This window comes from Rhodobacter sp. 24-YEA-8 (assembly GCF_900105075.1).
Taxonomy (GTDB): Bacteria; Pseudomonadota; Alphaproteobacteria; order Rhodobacterales; family Rhodobacteraceae; genus Pseudogemmobacter.
The window spans coordinates 2263463-2280008 of record NZ_FNSK01000001.1 but is presented as its reverse complement, the minus strand read 5'-3'; the positions used below and the strand labels follow the sequence as shown (position 1 = coordinate 2280008).

The 16546-nt window shown below is 61.1% G+C and carries 13 protein-coding genes; 4 read left to right on the top strand and 9 right to left on the bottom strand.

Annotated elements, in window-relative coordinates; translation table 11 throughout:
• Positions 1 to 36: 36 nt before the first annotated feature.
• On the top strand, positions 37 to 1557 hold the full coding sequence (gene istA, locus BLW25_RS11040; RefSeq protein ID WP_143040494.1) for an IS21 family transposase: 1521 nt from the start codon (positions 37 to 39) through the stop codon (positions 1555 to 1557).
• Positions 1547 to 2341: an IS21-like element helper ATPase IstB gene (istB, locus tag BLW25_RS11035; RefSeq protein WP_092899009.1), complete on the top strand. Its 795-nt coding sequence runs from the start codon at positions 1547 to 1549 to the stop codon at positions 2339 to 2341. Before istA ends, istB begins: the two co-directional genes overlap by 11 nt.
• Positions 2342 to 2408: 67 nt before the next feature.
• Here the strand turns inward: istB and BLW25_RS11030 are convergent, their stop codons facing one another.
• The 6 genes from BLW25_RS11030 to fabA form a co-directional block, all read right to left on the bottom strand.
• A complete protein-coding gene (locus BLW25_RS11030) occupies positions 2409 to 5711 on the bottom strand; it encodes a DEAD/DEAH box helicase (RefSeq protein ID WP_092899006.1) in 3303 nt (1100 codons plus the stop codon).
• 172 nt (positions 5712 to 5883) lie between these two features.
• On the bottom strand, positions 5884 to 7077 hold the full coding sequence (locus BLW25_RS11025) for a Fic family protein (protein ID WP_253188383.1): 1194 nt from the start codon (positions 7075 to 7077) through the stop codon (positions 5884 to 5886).
• Positions 7078 to 7235: 158 nt separating this feature from the next.
• The gene (locus BLW25_RS11020) at positions 7236 to 7433 is read right to left on the bottom strand and encodes a hypothetical protein (protein WP_092899004.1); all 198 of its coding nucleotides are present in this window, start codon (positions 7431 to 7433) and stop codon (positions 7236 to 7238) included.
• A gap of 596 nt (positions 7434 to 8029) precedes the next feature.
• Positions 8030 to 8818, bottom strand: coding sequence for an enoyl-ACP reductase FabI (locus BLW25_RS11010; protein WP_092899000.1), 789 nt, complete (start codon positions 8816 to 8818; stop codon positions 8030 to 8032).
• Between the two features lie 23 nt (positions 8819 to 8841).
• Positions 8842 to 10071 carry a beta-ketoacyl-ACP synthase I gene (gene fabB, locus BLW25_RS11005; protein WP_092898998.1) on the bottom strand — a complete coding sequence of 410 codons (1230 nt, stop codon included), beginning with the start codon at positions 10069 to 10071 and terminating at the stop codon, positions 8842 to 8844.
• A gap of 24 nt (positions 10072 to 10095) precedes the next feature.
• Positions 10096 to 10605: a bifunctional 3-hydroxydecanoyl-ACP dehydratase/trans-2-decenoyl-ACP isomerase gene (gene fabA, locus BLW25_RS11000; RefSeq protein ID WP_092898996.1), complete on the bottom strand. Its 510-nt coding sequence runs from the start codon at positions 10603 to 10605 to the stop codon at positions 10096 to 10098.
• A gap of 280 nt (positions 10606 to 10885) precedes the next feature.
• On the opposite strand from fabA, the gene irrA reads away from it, so the two are divergent.
• On the top strand, positions 10886 to 11341 hold the full coding sequence (gene irrA / locus BLW25_RS10995; RefSeq protein ID WP_092901920.1) for an iron response transcriptional regulator IrrA: 456 nt from the start codon (positions 10886 to 10888) through the stop codon (positions 11339 to 11341).
• 42 nt (positions 11342 to 11383) lie between these two features.
• Here the strand turns inward: irrA and BLW25_RS10990 are convergent, their stop codons facing one another.
• Positions 11384 to 12157: a hydroxypyruvate isomerase family protein gene (locus BLW25_RS10990; protein WP_092898994.1), complete on the bottom strand. Its 774-nt coding sequence runs from the start codon at positions 12155 to 12157 to the stop codon at positions 11384 to 11386.
• 9 nt (positions 12158 to 12166) lie between these two features.
• Positions 12167 to 12769 carry a DUF1285 domain-containing protein gene (locus BLW25_RS10985; RefSeq protein ID WP_092898992.1) on the bottom strand — a complete coding sequence of 201 codons (603 nt, stop codon included), beginning with the start codon at positions 12767 to 12769 and terminating at the stop codon, positions 12167 to 12169.
• A 227-nt stretch (positions 12770 to 12996) separates the two neighbouring features.
• Here BLW25_RS10985 and BLW25_RS10980 point away from each other — a divergent pair, with 227 nt between their 5' ends.
• Positions 12997 to 14091: a DUF6538 domain-containing protein gene (locus BLW25_RS10980; protein WP_092898990.1), complete on the top strand. Its 1095-nt coding sequence runs from the start codon at positions 12997 to 12999 to the stop codon at positions 14089 to 14091.
• 209 nt (positions 14092 to 14300) lie between these two features.
• Here the strand turns inward: BLW25_RS10980 and BLW25_RS10970 are convergent, their stop codons facing one another.
• The gene (locus tag BLW25_RS10970; protein WP_092898986.1) at positions 14301 to 15992 is read right to left on the bottom strand and encodes a hypothetical protein; all 1692 of its coding nucleotides are present in this window, start codon (positions 15990 to 15992) and stop codon (positions 14301 to 14303) included.
• Between the last annotated feature and the right edge of the window lie 554 nt (positions 15993 to 16546).

Sequence of the window (16546 nt, the reverse complement as noted above, 5' to 3'; positions counted from 1 at the left end):
GCACTGTGAGCGACGGGGGGCATTGGAGTGATCCACATGGGACTTTTGAACGTCATTCGTCGTCTTGCGCTGCGAGAGAAGCTGCCGATCCGTGAGATCGCGCGGCGGACTGGGCTCTCTCGGAACACGATCAAGAAGTATCTGAAGTCGGGCGCGATCGAGCCGAAGTTCTCGGTGCCAGAGCGACCGAGCAAGCTCGATCCATTCGCGGACAAGCTGTCGGCCTGGCTGAAGACCGACAGCACGAAGTCGCGCAAGCAGCGCCGGCCGCTGACGCGATTGCATACCGATCTTGTCGCACTGGGGTTTACAGGCTCCTACAACCGGGTCGCGGCCTTCGCGCGGGAATGGCGCACGGCGCGGCAAACGGCTGATCGGGGCACCTTCGTGCCTCTGGCCTTCCGCCCCGGCGAGGCCTTCCAGTTCGATTGGAGCGAAGACTTTGCCGTGCTTGGCGGTGAGCGGACCAAGCTGCAGGTGGCGCATACGAAGCTGTCGCACAGCCGCGCTTTCGTGGTGCGCGCGTATCTGCTCCAGACCCATGAGATGCTGTTCGACGCCCACTGGCATGCCTTCCGCGTCTTTGGCGGCGTGCCTGAGCGGGGGATCTACGACAACATGAAGACTGCGGTCGGTCAGATTGGCCGTGGCAAGGAACGGCAGGTCAATCTGCGCTTCCTCGCCATGGCCAACCACTACGTCTTCGAACCTGACTTCTGCAATCCGGCTGCGGGTTGGGAGAAGGGTCAGGTCGAGAAGAACGTGCAGGATGCCCGGCCACGGTTCTGGCAACCGATACCGAACTTCCCCGATCTGGCCGCCCTCAACGCCTGGCTGGAGCAGCGATGTGTCGAGCAATGGCGCGAGATCCCGCACGGCCATCTGGTCGGCAGCGTCGCCGATGTCTGGAGCGACGAGCAGCACGCGCTGATGCCCGTGCCGGCTCCCTTCGATGGCTTCGTCGAACAGAGCAATAGGGTCTCCCCGACCTGCCTGATCAACTTCGAGCGCAACCGCTACAGCGTCCCTGCATCTTTTGCGAACCGTCGGGTGAGCCTGCGCGTCTATCCGGAGCGGCTCGTGGTCGTCGCCGAGGGGCAGATCCTGTGCGAACATGTGCGGCGGATTGATCGGTCCCATCATCTGCCGCCGCGCACGATCTATGACTGGCGCCACTACCTGACGGTGATCCAGCGCAAACCCGGGGCGCTGCGCAACGGCGCACCATTCGTCGAGCTGCCGCCCGCCTTCCGGCAGTTGCAGGAGCAGATGCTGAAGCGCCCCGGCGGGGACCGGGAGATGGTCGATATCCTCGCCCTCGTCCTGCATCACGATGAGCAGGTGGTGCTGACCGCAGTCGAGCTTGCTTTGTCGGAGGGCATCGCCACCAAGACCCATGTTCTCAACACCCTGCACCGGCTGATCGATGGCAAGGCGATCAACGGCCCGACCGTCGACGCCCCGCAGGCGCTGCTCCTGCGCCACGAACCCAAGGCCGATGTCGGACGCTATGACAATCTGCGCGCCCGCAGCACCGGAGGCCGCCATGCGTCATGATCCCGCCAGTGGGGCCATCGTCATCATGCTGCGAAGCCTCAAGATGTATGGCATGGCCCAGGCCGTGACGGACCTGATCGAACAGGGCGCGCCCGCCTTCGATGCAGCTGTGCCGATCCTGACCCAGCTGCTGAAGGCAGAGGTTGCGGAGCGAGAGGTGCGCTCCATCGCCTATCATATGAAGTCGGCACGCTTCCCGGCCTATAAGGATCTGACGGGCTTCGACTTCGCGGCCAGCGAGATGAACGAAGCCACCGTGCGCCAGCTGCATCGCTGCGAGTTCATCGATGGTGCGCAGAATGTCGTGATGATCGGCGGGCCGGGCACTGGCAAGACCCATGTCGCGACCGCCATCGGCACACAGGCCGTCGAGCATCATCGCCGCAAGGTCCGCTTCTTCTCCACCATCGAACTCGTCAATACGCTCGAACAGGAGAAAGCCAAGGGCAAGGCCGGGCAGACGGCCGAAAACCTCGCACGCCTCGACCTCGTGATACTGGACGAGTTGGGCTACCTGCCGTTCAGCTCTTCAGGCGGTGCGCTGCTCTTCCATCTGCTGAGTAAGCTCTACGAACGCACCAGCGTTGTGATCACCACCAACCTCAGCTTCAGCGAATGGGCCAGCGTCTTCGGTGATGCCAAGATGACCACTGCGCTGCTCGATCGCCTTACCCACCGATGCCACATTCTGGAGACCGGAAACGATAGCTTCCGCTTCAAAGCCAGCACCGCTGCCGCAACCCGAAAGAAGAAGGAAATCGCACATGCCTTGACCCAGCAATAACCTGGTTCGCATAACTGAGAGGTGGGTCACTTCTCGATGGAAAACCCGGGTCAGTTCCGAGTGCAAATCAACACTTTGCCTCTGCGAGCCAAACAGCATGCATATGAGAGCGAACCAACTCCTCATTTGTGATGTCAAGCGCAGGCGGGCGAACCTGACCCGACACCATCTCATTACGGCGATTGAAGAAATATTGGTCATGTGGGGATTGGGCTGCGCAATATGTGACGATAACTGCAGCTTGGCCCGACCTGCCGGCGCGTCCGGCACGTTGTGCGTAGTTGGCGGGGGTCGGAGGCACATTCCGCAGGTATACGGCGTTAAGCGCCGAGATATCGACGCCCAGCTCCATAGTTGGGGAGCAAAACATTGCGGGCAGGAATTGATCGCCCTCGCCGACCTGCTTCAGATCTGAGGCATTTTCCTTCAGGAGCTGACGGTCATCAGCTTCAAAGCGGAACCGCCATTCGCGCCATTCGCGCTGTTTCTGCGAAACCTGAGCGGTGTGTTCACGCCCCTCAAGTCCCCAATAGCTGCTGTGCCCATCTTTCAGGTCCTCGGAAATTGAAGTGTATAGATCGAGGAAATACCGATTTCCCTTTGCCGTCTGCCCCAGTGCCGCAGGGCCGGCTTTGATCCGGACGGCTGAGGGCGAGAGCCTCCACCCATGCAGGTCGGCCTCGACCTCGACAGGCACCACCAGGCCTTCGCGTGCGAGAAGCTCCATCACCCCGGTCATCGCCGGGAGATATTCGTCGCGCTTGAGCTTTACCCCGATTTTCGAGATTCGGTTGATTTGCCGCCCCAGCCGAGAGGTTGCTCCGGCGCGCAAGATGGTTTGTTCCTCTCGCAGCCCGACCTTGTCCTTGCCTGGCGCCTGCAGCAAAAGTGTTGTTCTACCGCGCAGCGGCTCCTTCGGATCCATGGCCCAGGGCGAGCGCAAGAGGTTCCTCGATTTCAGGCTGACCCCGTCAAGTTCGGTCCGATCGAGTGCCTCGGTATGAATGGCAAGCCCTTCAAGGAAGAAGCGCAACAGGTCGTAGAAAAACTCACGTCGCTGATCGCGCTCCAGATCGGCAAGGGTGGGTAAAATCGCTGAAAGAGCCGCAGTATCATCCAAAATATCATCGAGACCGACAAACTCGGCGGTAACGAGGCCAAGCTCTGCGAGACTGGGATTGGTATAGCGCCAGCCACGCCGGAGATCGGTCCAAACCCTGTGAGACAGGACTTTTGCAAGGGCACGTTGCGCATCTTCGCGCACGACGCCACCAGCCTCGGGCTCTAGCATCCAGTGGACCCGAGCCTCCTTGTTGGCGGCGATGAAGCCCAGTGCCTTTACCACCTTCAAGCCGAAATCATCTTCTGCAAGGCCATCATTGCCGGCATCGATAGCAGCCCGCAGGATTGCACCGCGCAAAAGCCCCACGAAGAGGAAGTCATTGAAGTGCCCGGCCTGGAGCGCCGCGTCCTGCCGGTTATCGGTGAAGCCCAGAAGCTTGCGCTTTTCAACCGGCACACCGCTACCATCTCTGTTCATCCACTGGAGAGCGGTAGAAACGAGAATAGTTGTCGCCGAGCTACGCCCCTCGCCAGAAAGACCAGGAAGTTTTCCACGTTCACGCATACGCGGTTGCGGCAACGATTGGCATGCGGGACAAAAGCCAAATTTCCCAGGAATGAACCAGTAGCTCTCGCCATCCGCACTGTAGCGCCCATCCGGAGAGAGAGAGACTCTTTCGGGCATACGCTTCTTATAAGGTCCCTTTAGCCGCTCGATGCCATTCTTCTCTTCGCGCCAGTCTTCGGGATAGGTTTCGATGTCCCCGGTGAAAACGTAGTCGCCATCGGAGCTCGAAACAGGTGTCAGATAGCCTGCGATATCGCCATCGTCTGTCTCGATCGGTGTGTCATCGATGTTTCTAGCGAGGAACCGAAGCCCTTCAGCATCTTCGGATTTGGTGACGACATGGACCTCGTGTCCGCAATCGCGGCAGAACCTGGTTGGATACAGGCGATTTCCTGGAGCATCCGGGTCCTCGAGTTGTCCCTCGAACATGACAGTTCGATGAGCCTCGGTCAGCGTGGTGTGAATCTCCCCCGCGCCAGAAATGAACCGATGAAGCTTGAATGCCAGGAAAGCGCCTGATGCTGCCCCGCCACGGTCAGCCTCGGGGAGGCTCACCCGTGTCAGGAATGTCGAAAACGCATCCCGACAAACCTCTGGCGAAACACCGCTGGCCTCTGACAATTTGGCCACCGCAGCGCCAAACGGTGTGGGTTTTTTTCGGGTAAGTTCCTGGCCATCTTCCAGTCCGATTTCGAGCTCGGCCCAAACGGCGAGGGGATTCGACCGCAGATCGTTATCTGTCAGAACGTCTGGTAGCGGCGCGGTCAAAACGGATGCGAGGCGTGGGCGCACCATATCGAGGGTCAGCCCATCATCTGTTGCCCTCTGCAGTGTTTCATCTATGACGGCGTCCGGACCGATCGTCGCGCCGAACAGCCTTGTCGCAACTGCCGCTACGGCTTGAGCGCGGCTTTCGCCCGAGCCTTCGCTCGCCATTGTCGCCGAAGTGCCTATACAAATCGGCGCTTTCAGAGGCGCGCAGCGGTTCCGTAGGCGCCGAACAAGAATCGCCACATCCGCCCCTTGCCTTCCACGGTAGGTGTGAAGTTCGTCAAGGACGATAAACTCCAGGCCAGATGCATTCCCGACAACCCTGGCGTCCAACTCCTCCTGACGAGTCAGCAGCAGTTCCGCCATCATGAAGTTGGTCAGTAAGATATCCGGGGGATTGTCGGCGATGCGTTGGCGTTCCTCGCGGCTTTCCTGTCCGGTATAGCGCTTCACAATTGGCCTGTGGGCTTCAGGCAATCCAGACTGCGAGATGAACTTCTCGATCTCCTTGATCTGGCTATTTGCAAGGGCGTTCATTGGATAGACGATGATCGCACGCGTGCGCCGTGGCTGGCCAGACTTCAGCGCCCGCACAATTGCATCGACCACGGGAACAAAGAAGCACAGTGATTTCCCCGAACCTGTCCCGGTCGTGACGACGAAACTCTGCTCCATTTGCGCTTTCGAGATCGATTGCGCTTGATGCCTGTGGAGCCGGATTGGCTTGCCGTCAATGCGGAAGATCTGTCCCGTAGCTGGATCAAGATCACCGGAGGACACCAACTCGTCAACGGTACGACCCTGCCGGTAGCGTGGGTTCAGCGACAGTAGGCTTTCCGGCCAAAAGCGGCCAGCTTCATACTCTGCCTCCACCTTCTCACGAAGGTCAGAAGCCCGAATGGAAATGAAAGAACGCGAGAACCGCGAATAGCTGTCAATCAGATCCTGATCGAATTCAAAGGCCTTCATGAAATGTATCCTCGGATCTGCTCTTGCGACAGGGATAGCCCGCTCAGCTTGTGTTCAGCAACAAAGTTAGGCCTTGCTGGGCCATCTTGTGGGAAAAATCGGGCATTCTCATGGTTGTGCCGGCATGAGAGGTATGCTCACCCCAGTTGCGACGTTGCCTTGACTACCCCCTTCATTGGTCCGGGAAGAGGTTCGGCATCCAGACTGCTGCCAGCGTTGCGGGAAAATGCAGGCGGAGCGGCGCCTTCGGGCTCGCCGAGGACAAGGCTTCTAATTCCAGCAACCTCGCCGTGACCTTCCGGGCCTGGCGGTCACTGACGCCGAGCATTTCCGGGATGGCACCCCGCTCGACCTCACCTTCCGTCAGGATCGCGCGCATCACCCTGTCGCTGCCCTTGATGACGTTCCCGCGCTTTTCCTCGCGCTGCGCCCAGTCGATGATCCGGCCGCGCAGATCGGCTGGGCGCATCAGGCCTGACATGAAGGAAACCTGATCGATGCAGCATCGCAGGAAGAACCGCGCGAACTCGGCCAGCCGCGCTTCCGACAGCGCACCACGACCGTCCGCACCGCCGGGACGCCTCGCATCGGCGGCGGCAAGGCGGGCCTTGTAGTCCTCGACGTTTCGGGCAAGGCCTCGCGAGGCCGACCACAGGCCTTCGGATTTCACGGTATCGCGCAGCATGGCATGCGCCACCATCCGCGACACGCGGCCATTCATGTCGGCGAAGGGGTGGACCCAGACCAGCCGGTGATGGGCGCAGCCAACGGCGACCACGCTGCCGATCCGACCCTGCATCCGATACATCCTGTGCATATGGGCGAGCAGGCGTGGCACCGCGCCCGGGCTGGGCGGCACATGGGCGCCGACCTTGACATACCCTTGGCGGAACGCGCCGGGCAGAACCCGGACCTCCTCCCCATCCGGGCCCTTCTGGATCAAAAGCGCCTCGGGCAGACCATGACAGAACCGGCGATGGATCTCGCGCAGATTGTCTGGATCCAGCGAATGGCCGGTCAGTCCACCCCCATCGATCCATTTCTGGACCTCGATATGCGCCACGGCCTCAAGCTGCAGATTGCGCTGAACCGGGTCGGCGCTGAAGTCATGACGCATGGCCCGTTCGATATCGATCGGATGCGTGTCATGCCCCTCGATAAGGTTCGAGTAATAGCAATTCATCGAACGCACGAGGCCAGCCAGCGGTGTCCGCACCGCTTCGGGCAGCGAAGCGGTCAGTTCGGTGGATGCTGTGGCCAGTTCCAGCGCCAGATCGTTGAGTTCCGGCCGGTGACGCGAGGCCTCCTCAGGGATGAGGGGCTCCATCTGATCGGGGGTCTCGTGATCGTCACGTATCGGTGTCACGTCAGCATCTTCCGTTCCGGACAAAGTTCCGCTTTATGTGCCGCATTCCTGATGGCATGGCTAGTCAATAATTTCCTTTATTTCTTTGCACTATATGAGGATTTCTGTCTGAAATTCAATCACACATTCCGCATCAGGTTCCGGTTCGGAACCCGCATTCAGGCGGGCCTGCTGTCGAACACCACGGCGATCCGGCTGAGGATGTCTGTGGCCTGACCGTCAGACCATCTGCGGCATCTCTCATGTAGATCGGTCATCCGGCGGCGGACCGCATCGACCACATCGTCGGGCTGCCCCCCAAGTTCCGTCTCGATCGCGTCGATCCCGAGATAGTCGGGAATGGCTTTCGCCGACATATTCCTGCAGGCGCTTGATCCGGGGCTGCGGTTGAGCTGATCTTCGAGACATTGAAAATGGTGATGACCGCGCCTCCCGGCCAAAGAAACCGGTGCCGCGCATCGCGCGGCCTTCCTCGTAGTTCTCGGCGTTGACGATCGCCGCGGGGTTCCGGTGCGGATCAATCTCTGGGATCAGAACGCTGGGCATGCCTCCACCTGCGACCGCATACTGCGTAAAAGTGCGGAGGCGTGCGACGCCGGGGCCACGCCCCAGGCAGGATATCTCGCTGGCGCTGGCGAAAATGGGCCCGCTTGCGCTGGTAGATCAGGATTTAGGCCGGGCTTGATGCCGCCGGACAGCTGGCCTTCGCGATGGCATGCGCGCTTGCGATGCGGCCGGGTGTTTTGTTGATCGACCCTCGGGGCTTGACCCTGCGGCGGCATTGGCGCTGGATCTGCTGGCGGGGTCGGATGATCGGCCAGCCTGGTTGCGGCGGCGCCACGGCAACGCTCGATGACCTGGGCCACCGATGGGCGACGGGCTGGCTCAGCCCGCCTGACATGCTTTGATGAGCCGGAACGAGGGGGCAGTTACCCCCGCATTCCGGTGCCGTTCAGAGGTTTTCGGATTGCGGGAAACCGAGGATATGGAAGCCGCCATCGACATGGATCGTCTCGCCCGTCGTGGCGCGGCCGTAATCCGAGCACAGCCAGACCGCGGTGCCGCCGATGGTTTCCAGCGTGGCATTCGCCCGCAAGGGCGCGTTTTCTTCGGTGTGGCGGAAGGTCGCCCGTGCGCCGCCGATCGCCGAGCCGGCCAGCGTCTTCATCGGCCCGGGTGAGATCGCATTCACCCGCACGCCCTGCGGTCCGAGGTCATTTGCCAGATAGCGCGTCGCTGATTCGAGCGCGGCCTTGGCCACCCCCATCACATTGTAATTCGGCGCGATTCTGGTCGAACCCTGGAAGGTCAGGGTGACAAGACTGCCACCGTCCGGCATCAGTTCGGCAGCGCGGCGGGCCACGTCGATAAAGCTGAAACACGAGATATTCATCGAATTGAGAAAATTCGCGCGGCTCGTATTGGTAAAGCGCCCGGTCAGCTCAGTCTTGTCGGAATAGGCGATGGCATGGACCACGAAATCCAGGCTGCCCCAACGGTCTTTCAGCGTCGCGAAACAGGTGTCCAGCGAGGCCTCGTTGGTCACATCGACATCAACAAGGATATCCGATCCGACCGAAGCGGCAAGCGGCTGCAACCGCTTGCCAAATGCCTCGCCCTGATAGGAGAAAGCCAGCTCTGCCCCTTCGGCCGCCAGCGCCGAGGCAATGCCCCAGGCAATGGAACGGTCATTCGCAACCCCCATGACGAGGCCGCGTTTACCCTGCATCAGTCCGGCCATTGCCCGGTTCCCCCGCTTTATTCTTACCCGAGATATTTACTCATAACCAAAGTGGCATTGGTGCCGCCGAACCCGAAACTGTTCGACAATACACCGTCAATTTCGACATTCTCGCGAAGGCTGGTCACGATCTCGCCCGGCAGCAGTTCCGGGTCGGGGGTTTCGACATTGGCCGAAGCCGCGATGAACCCCTTGTTCATCATGATCAGCGAATAGATTGCCTCATGCACCCCGGTCGCGCCGAGCGAGTGGCCGGTCAGAGATTTGGTCGAGGCCACCGGCGGGGTTTTCCCCTCGCCAAAGACCCGGCGGATCGCCTTGATCTCGGTGATGTCGCCCACGCCGGTCGAGGTGCCGTGGCTGTTGAGATAGTCGATCCGGCGGCCCTGGGGCAGGGTGGACAGCGCCAGTTTCATCGACCGCTCGCCGCCTTCACCCGAGGGCGCGACCATGTCATAGCCGTCCGAGGTGGCGCCGTAGCCGGTGACTTCGCCATAGATCTTTGCGCCACGCGCCAGCGCATGGTTCAGCTCTTCCAGCACAACAAGACCGCCGCCGCCTGCGATCACGAATCCATCGCGGTTCGCGTCATAGGTGCGCGAGGCGCGTTCCGGCGTGTCATTGTATTTCGACGACATCGCGCCCATCGCGTCGAAGAGGCAGGAAAGCGTCCAGTCGAGTTCCTCGCCGCCGCCGGCGAAGACGATATCCTGCTTGCCCATCTGGATCAGTTCGGCGCCATTGCCGATGCAATGTGCCGAGGTCGAGCAGGCCGAGGTGATCGAATAGTTCACACCCTTGATTTTAAAGGGCGTCGCAAGGCAGGCCGAGGTCGTCGAGGACATGCCCTTGGTCACGCCGAACGGGCCGATCCGCTTGGGCGAGCCCGTTTCCGCGACGATGTTATGCGCCTTGAAGAACGATTTGGTCGAAGGGCCGCCCGATCCGACGATGATGCCGGTGCGCTCATTCGAGATATCGCTTTCCTCAAGGCCCGAATCTTTGATCGCCTGTTGCATGGCGATGAAATTATAGGCCGCACCATCACCCATGAAGCGCAGGTCGCGCTTGTCGATATGGTCCTCAAAGGTGATGTTCGGCTGGCCATGCACGCGCGAGCGGAAGCCGCGCTCGGCATAGTCAGAGGCGAAAACGATGCCGGATTTCCCGGCGCGCAGGCTGGCTTCGACCTCGGCCACATCATTGCCGATGGGAGAGACGATGCCGAGACCGGTGATGACGACGCGACGCATAGGGGTACAGTCCTTGCCTTGAGGTCAGGAGGCCGAGAGGGCCACCTTCATATCTTTCACGAGGTAGATGGTCTCGCCATCCGCTTCCACGCGCCCGTCTGCCACACCCATGGTCAGGCGGCGGGTCTGCACGGCCTTGGTGAAATCGACGAAATAGCGCAGCATCTTACGCTCGGGGCGCACCATGCCGGTGAGTTTGACCTCGCCCACGCCAAGCGCATAGCCGCGGCCTTCCCAGCCCCGCCAGCCGAGGTTAAAGCCAGTCAGCTGCCAGAGCCCGTCAAGGCCAAGACAGCCCGGCATGATCGGATTGCCGGGGAAATGGCAGGCGAAGAACCACAGGTCCGGCGTGATGTCGAATTCGGCAACGACATGGCCCTTGCCATGTTCGCCACCATCTTCCGAGATCTCGGTGATGCGGTCCATCATCAGCATCGGCGGCTCGGGCAGCTGGGCGTTGCCGGGGCCAAACAGCTCACCCCTTGCGCAGGCGAGCAGGTCATCCCGGTCGAATTTGTTCGGATAACGCCCCATAATCTCCCCGTTCTGTCTTTAGTTTCACAACTTTCCTCTAACAGAGGCGACAAACATAGGGCAAGGGTGCAGCGCTTGCGAGGGGCCGCAGGGCATTTTGGCGGTTTTCAATTGAATCCCCGGGCCGCAACACCTTATAATCCTTCCAGCAACGCCCGTATGACAGCCGGCGGTGTCGCGTCCGGCCGGTGCTGCCTCCCTGCATTTTACAGGAGCGAACGGCCCGGAGACGGAACGCGATGCCGTGATGCTGCGGCAAAAGGGCAGGAGCAGGATGGATATGGCACAGGCGAGCGAAGCTCACGATGTAAGGGCTCAGGCAGAGATCAGGGCTCAGGAAAGGGCCTCTGACTGGCTGCAACGCGGGGGCCTGCGCCCGACGCGGCAACGCCTTGCCCTGGCCAGCCTGCTGGTCGGCGATGGCGAGGACCGCCATGTCACGGCCGAAAGCCTCTTCGAGATGGCTGGCTGCGCGCAGGAGAAAGTCAGTCTTGCGACCGTCTACAACACCCTGCGTGCGTTTTGCGATGCCGGCCTCGTGAATGAGATCGTGGTCGATGGCGCCCGCAGCTATTTCGACACGCGGATCGACGATCACCCGCATTTCTACTGGGAAGACAGCGCAATCCTGACCGATGCGCCGAAGGAAGAGCTCGAGCTTGCCCGTATCCCCGAACCGCCCGCCGGCACCGAAATCAGCCGTGTCGACGTGGTGATCCGCCTGCGTCGCAAGTAACGGCATCTGCGCGCCCCGGGCGGCTGCGGAAGTGGGCGCCGGTCAGCCGCCGATCAGCGCGCCACGCGACTTCAGCGCATTCAGCCAGAACAAGCCCTGGGCCGTGCCGCGTGCCGGCCGGTATTCCGCGCTGATCCAGACATTTTCCAGCTCTGCCACCGCATCGCAGAGATCAGGCAGCGAAAAGCCGCCGCCGCCCGGCTCATTGCGGGCGGGAAAGCCCGCGATCTGCACATGGCGGATCCGGTCGCGATGATCGGCCCAGACGCTGGCCGCATCGCCATGCAGCTTTGCCGCATGCCAGATGTCGAATTGCAGCCCGATTTTCGGATTGGCGATATCATCGATGATCCGCGCCGCCTGGTCGAAATCATTGAGAAAGTAGCCTGGCATGTCGTCGGGGTTCAGGGGCTCCATCACGAGCGTCAGATCCGGCGCCTGTTCGGCGGCCCAGGAGAGATTGGCGGTAAACACCGCCTCGGCCTGCGGCCCGCGCGCGACACCGGCCATAACATGCACCGCAGGCACATTCAGCCGCGTTGCGTAATCGGCAGCATGGAGGAACCCGTCGCGAAAGGTCTGCTCATCGCCGGGCCTTGCGGCAAAGCCGCGATCTCCCGAGGCCCAGTCGCCAGGGGGGGTGTTGATCAGCACGAGTGGGATGTCGCCAAGCGCGCGCTCCCATTCAGCGACCGGGTGATCATAGGGGAACAGCACCTCGACCCCGTCAAAGCCGGTGCGCCGCGCCCAGTCGGGACGGTCCAGCATGGGAACCTCGGTGAAGAGATAAGTCAGATTGGCGGCAAATCGGGACATGTAGCGGTATCAGGCCAGTTCTGAGGATCTGATGACGGGAAAGAACTCCCCCGAAGACCAGAGGCCAAACCAGCTATCCCCGTCATAAGTCTCATGGCAACCGAAATCCACCATCCGGAGAAAGCTTTTCCGGTCAATCCGCGCCCAGAGCGCCGCCTCACCCTCACCCCGGATCAGGATATAGGGAGAGGGTTCGCCGGAAACGGAATCGCGTCTGACCTTCAGCGGATGGGTGCAGGAGGCCAGGGCCAGGTCCCCGGTCTTCGTGGTAAAGCGCAGCACCTGGTCGCGCCCGGCGCCTTCCGCCTCGATATCAACGGCGAAAAGCGGCGCATCTTCGACAGTGATCCCGACCTTCTCGACCGGCGTGACAAGGTAATATCTGCCGTCCTCGCGCTTCAGTATCGACGAGAACAATCGCACCAGAGCCTCGCGCCCGATGGGGGTGCCCAGATAGAACCATGTGCCATCCCGCGCGATCCGCATGTCGAGATCGCCGCAAAAGGGCGGGTTCCACAGATGAACCGGCGGCAATCCGCCCTTCTTTGTGGCCGCTGTGGCCGCAGCCGCCAGGCCATCGGCCGAGGGCTGGTTGTTATTCTGATCCTGCATGGTCCTCACCGGGTTGCCCCTCCAATGTCGGTTGCCCGGGCCCGGATCACAAGACCATGCCGCAAATGGCTGATTCAGGATGCCTCCGGCGGGGATATTTGGAGGCTGTGGCGAGGTTTTAGTTTTTGGTATCAGCATGTTGACCCACCGAATCGCCGCGAGGTGATCCACAGATGTGTCACACATGATCCGGGCGTGACCTTTACCTGCTCCTGACCGGGGGCGAAATGGGAAAGCAACTTCATCTGTTCCAGCGCGGACGGATTTACTACTGGCGGCGGCGGATACCGGGGTTTTCCACCGAATTCGACAGCATCCAGCTGTCTTTGCGCACCGAGGTTCGTTCGGAAGCCTATATCATCTCTCGGAAACTGACCTCCGAGAGTGATCGCATGTTCGATGACCTGACCCGTAATCTTATCTCGTCCGACGACATGCGGCGTTGGATGTCGCATGTCATCACCGAGGAACTGGCCCGCATCCGTCGGGTGCAACTGGTCACGAAGATGGACCCGCAACGGGATGCCGCCTCGGATGCCCGCGCGGATTGGGCGACGGCTACGGCATGGAAGCTGATGGCGGAATTCGGGCCGCGCGCGGAACTCTCACAGGATGTGACTGCGCGGTTGCGGGCCGCCGGGGCAGATGACGCGGATCTCTCTGTCCTGGAACTCACGCTTTCGATGCTGGCACGGGATATGGTTTCCGAGCCGCGCATGAACCGGATCCGTTCTGGTTTCCAGGCGGTGACCGGCCAGAGCCAGACCTTGAGCGCTCTCGAACTGCTGGAGTTGCGCCGCCTGCTGATCGAGGGGTGCGCGGCCGCGCATCGGCAGGGGGATGCGGCGCGGGGAATTGAAACCCGGACAGCCGATGACCTCGCCGCGCAGATCGTGGCAGGTTTGGAGGCTCCACTGTGTCCCGCGTCTCTGACTGCGCCTGCTCTTGTCGGTGCGGTTGGCGAGCCGCCCGCTCTGGATGCCATAGGCGAAGTCATTCCGCCGACAGCGCCCCGCGCTGCTCCGATGCCGGACTTCGATCCATCGATCATGGCGACCACCGAGCGGTTGAATCTCGCGCGGTATGAACAGCGGCGGCAGGAGCGCAAACACAAGGTGCTGGCCGATGGCACGCCGGAACCTGTGGCCAATGACATGGAGAAATCACGCCTCGCCACCGCACGGCTGTTCCGTCAGATCACAGGCATTCATGACCTGCGGCAGGTTCGGCCCGGGCAACGGCAGCAATGTGCTCCGATCAACATGCCGCGACGCAGCACAACTGCTTCGGCCCGCGCAGCGGACCCACCCCAAGCTAGGTGAAGTCGGCCCTGAGTTGCCGTTCGCCGAGTGAAAGTGCTGCGCGGCAGCGTTCCCTATAACGGTCGTTCGACATGTGACGCAGAAATTCGGGTGTCGTAAAGTCGGCGTTTGGACTCGCAACGTTCGCGCGCCGCTGACAACGAGCCTCCAAGGCGGCATCTTTGCACGCGCGTGAAACCAGCACCTCAGCCATTGCGAACCGGTCCATCTCAGCCTTCCTCGCCAAGTTCGGTTGCCTCGATCAGCCGGTCTATAACCAACTCGTTCCAAGCATCGCCGAGGCGCACATCGACGCGCTTGCGTGCCTCATCTAGGGCAGGGGTTTCCTCGAACCAGGTCGCCACCATATCGGCGATATCGTCGCGATAACCGCCACCGCCGCCGTAACGGGCACGCAGATCCGACCAGAATTCGATCGAGCCGTCGAGATAGGGCTTGAACGTGTTGCGCCCGACACTGAGCGCGCGCGAGAGGAACTCCTGCCGCCAGTCGGCAATATCCTCCTGCAGCGTCTCGATCAGGCCCTTCACCTCGGGAAGCGCGGAGAATTTTTCCTCCAGCGCCTCGAGGCGGCCAGTGATCTTGAGCATGTGATCGTTGCTGCGCCGATTGGCATCGGTTCGCACTCCCGTGCCGATCATGTGGAAGATTTCGAAATTATCCCAGGCACCGCGTCGCGCGATCGATGCCGCGATCGAGCTCGCATGGCCCGACTTGATCTCGTTGATCAAAGTCTGGTGCGCCGGACGCGCGCTACTCGGCAAAGGGCCATAGGCCTTCGCCATCGCCAGCGCCTCTGCCGCGATCGCCGCTCGCGCCTGCTGGATGCGCGCGGCGTCTGCATTGGTGACCAAATCCTCGGACAAGCCGACGAAACGCGCGAGTCGCTCGACCTGATACTGCCTAATGATGCCGACATGATCGTTGAGCTGGTCCCAGACCTTGGGCGCAGAATCCTCAATGGCATTGAAGAACAGAACCGGCAGCCGGCCGATGCCCGCCTCAACCAGACTATCCTCGACCTGCGCCGCGCGGATAGCGTAACCATGCTCCACCGATTCCGGCGGGTCCCCGGAATCGTCGATGATTTTCATCGCCTGATCGCCTTGCGGTAGCACCAGCAGGACCACTCGCCGGCGCTCGATTGCGTCCGAACCCAGTTCCGAGATTTGCTTCATGAGCTTCATCGGATCGGCGCCGGGGGCATCATTGAACCCGCAGCACAGCACAGTGAGCGTGCGCTGGTCGTTCATGAGCGCCTGAAGATCAGAACGCTCGGTCGTTACGTGCATGCCCTTGGTGTCGATGATGCTGAGTTCATACGGCGAGCGTCGAACTGCCGATTCGGGCACGAAGACGGTGACGCGCTGAGGAACTGAGAAACGAGAATCCTGCCCATAATTGATCGCGGTAATGTTCTTGGACAGCCAGTTCAGGCCGTCCTCGTTGGTCTCCGACAGGATCAACTGGGTCTCGGTGCGCTCGTCGAGCCGCATGCGATTGATGATCTCTTCGACGACATCATCCTGAGTGCCGCCGGCCAATGCGATCATCGCGCTGATCGGATCGATCTGGTTGCGGATGTCTTCCGGATTCTTCTTTTTCTTGAGGTCTGCCATTTTGCGGACCGCGCGATCGAGCTCGGTCGAGATACCGCCCTTATTCTCGGCAGTCGCGCGCACCATCTCCGCCACGAGCAGACGTATTTCATCCTCGTTCTTCGGTTCGACCGCGATACCGTAGGCAGGAGCGATCCGAATGACGACCTCGCTGGTCGTGGTGCGGCCTCCGGTCGCTGGAAAGACCGGCTGCGGGATGCCGTTCTTTCCGGGAATCATCAGGTTGGTGAGGTTAGACAGCGCCGTGGTCTTGCCGACGCCGACCGTGCCGATCCACGCCATAGCGTGATCCGTCTGGCATACCACGACGGGTCAGCTGGTCACTGCATCACTTCCCACCGGAGCGATGTCTCCCAGCGCCGTATACACGGGCACGCGAAGCAGCCCATTCACCGTTCTGTTCGAGGGGCAGCCCGCGGACCACGCGGATGACGGCCACTGGGGGACGCTGTGGCGAATTCAGCGCGGCGTTTGATGTCGCCGTTCAGCCTCAACTCATCTTTGGAAATGTCCTCGGCAGGACCTTGGCAAACCTTTTTCCATGAGGCAGAATCCGTGTGTATCACTTGTAACACAAAGCTGTAGCACAGCAGGTATTTGTCGCGCCATCAAGATGCAATGATTTCAATGCCTTAATATCGCATGCAGATAGCCTCCGGCGGGGATATTTAAGGACAGATGAAATCACCTTCTCCTTTTCATCTGTCCTTAAATATCCCGGGGGAGCGCGCAGCGCGTGGGGGCAGCGCCCCCGGCGACAGCCGTCACAGGCGAAACATCGCGCGTCTGTCACGATCATTTGTGTCAAGTCGCCTTTTGGCATTTGTGGTCCGGCG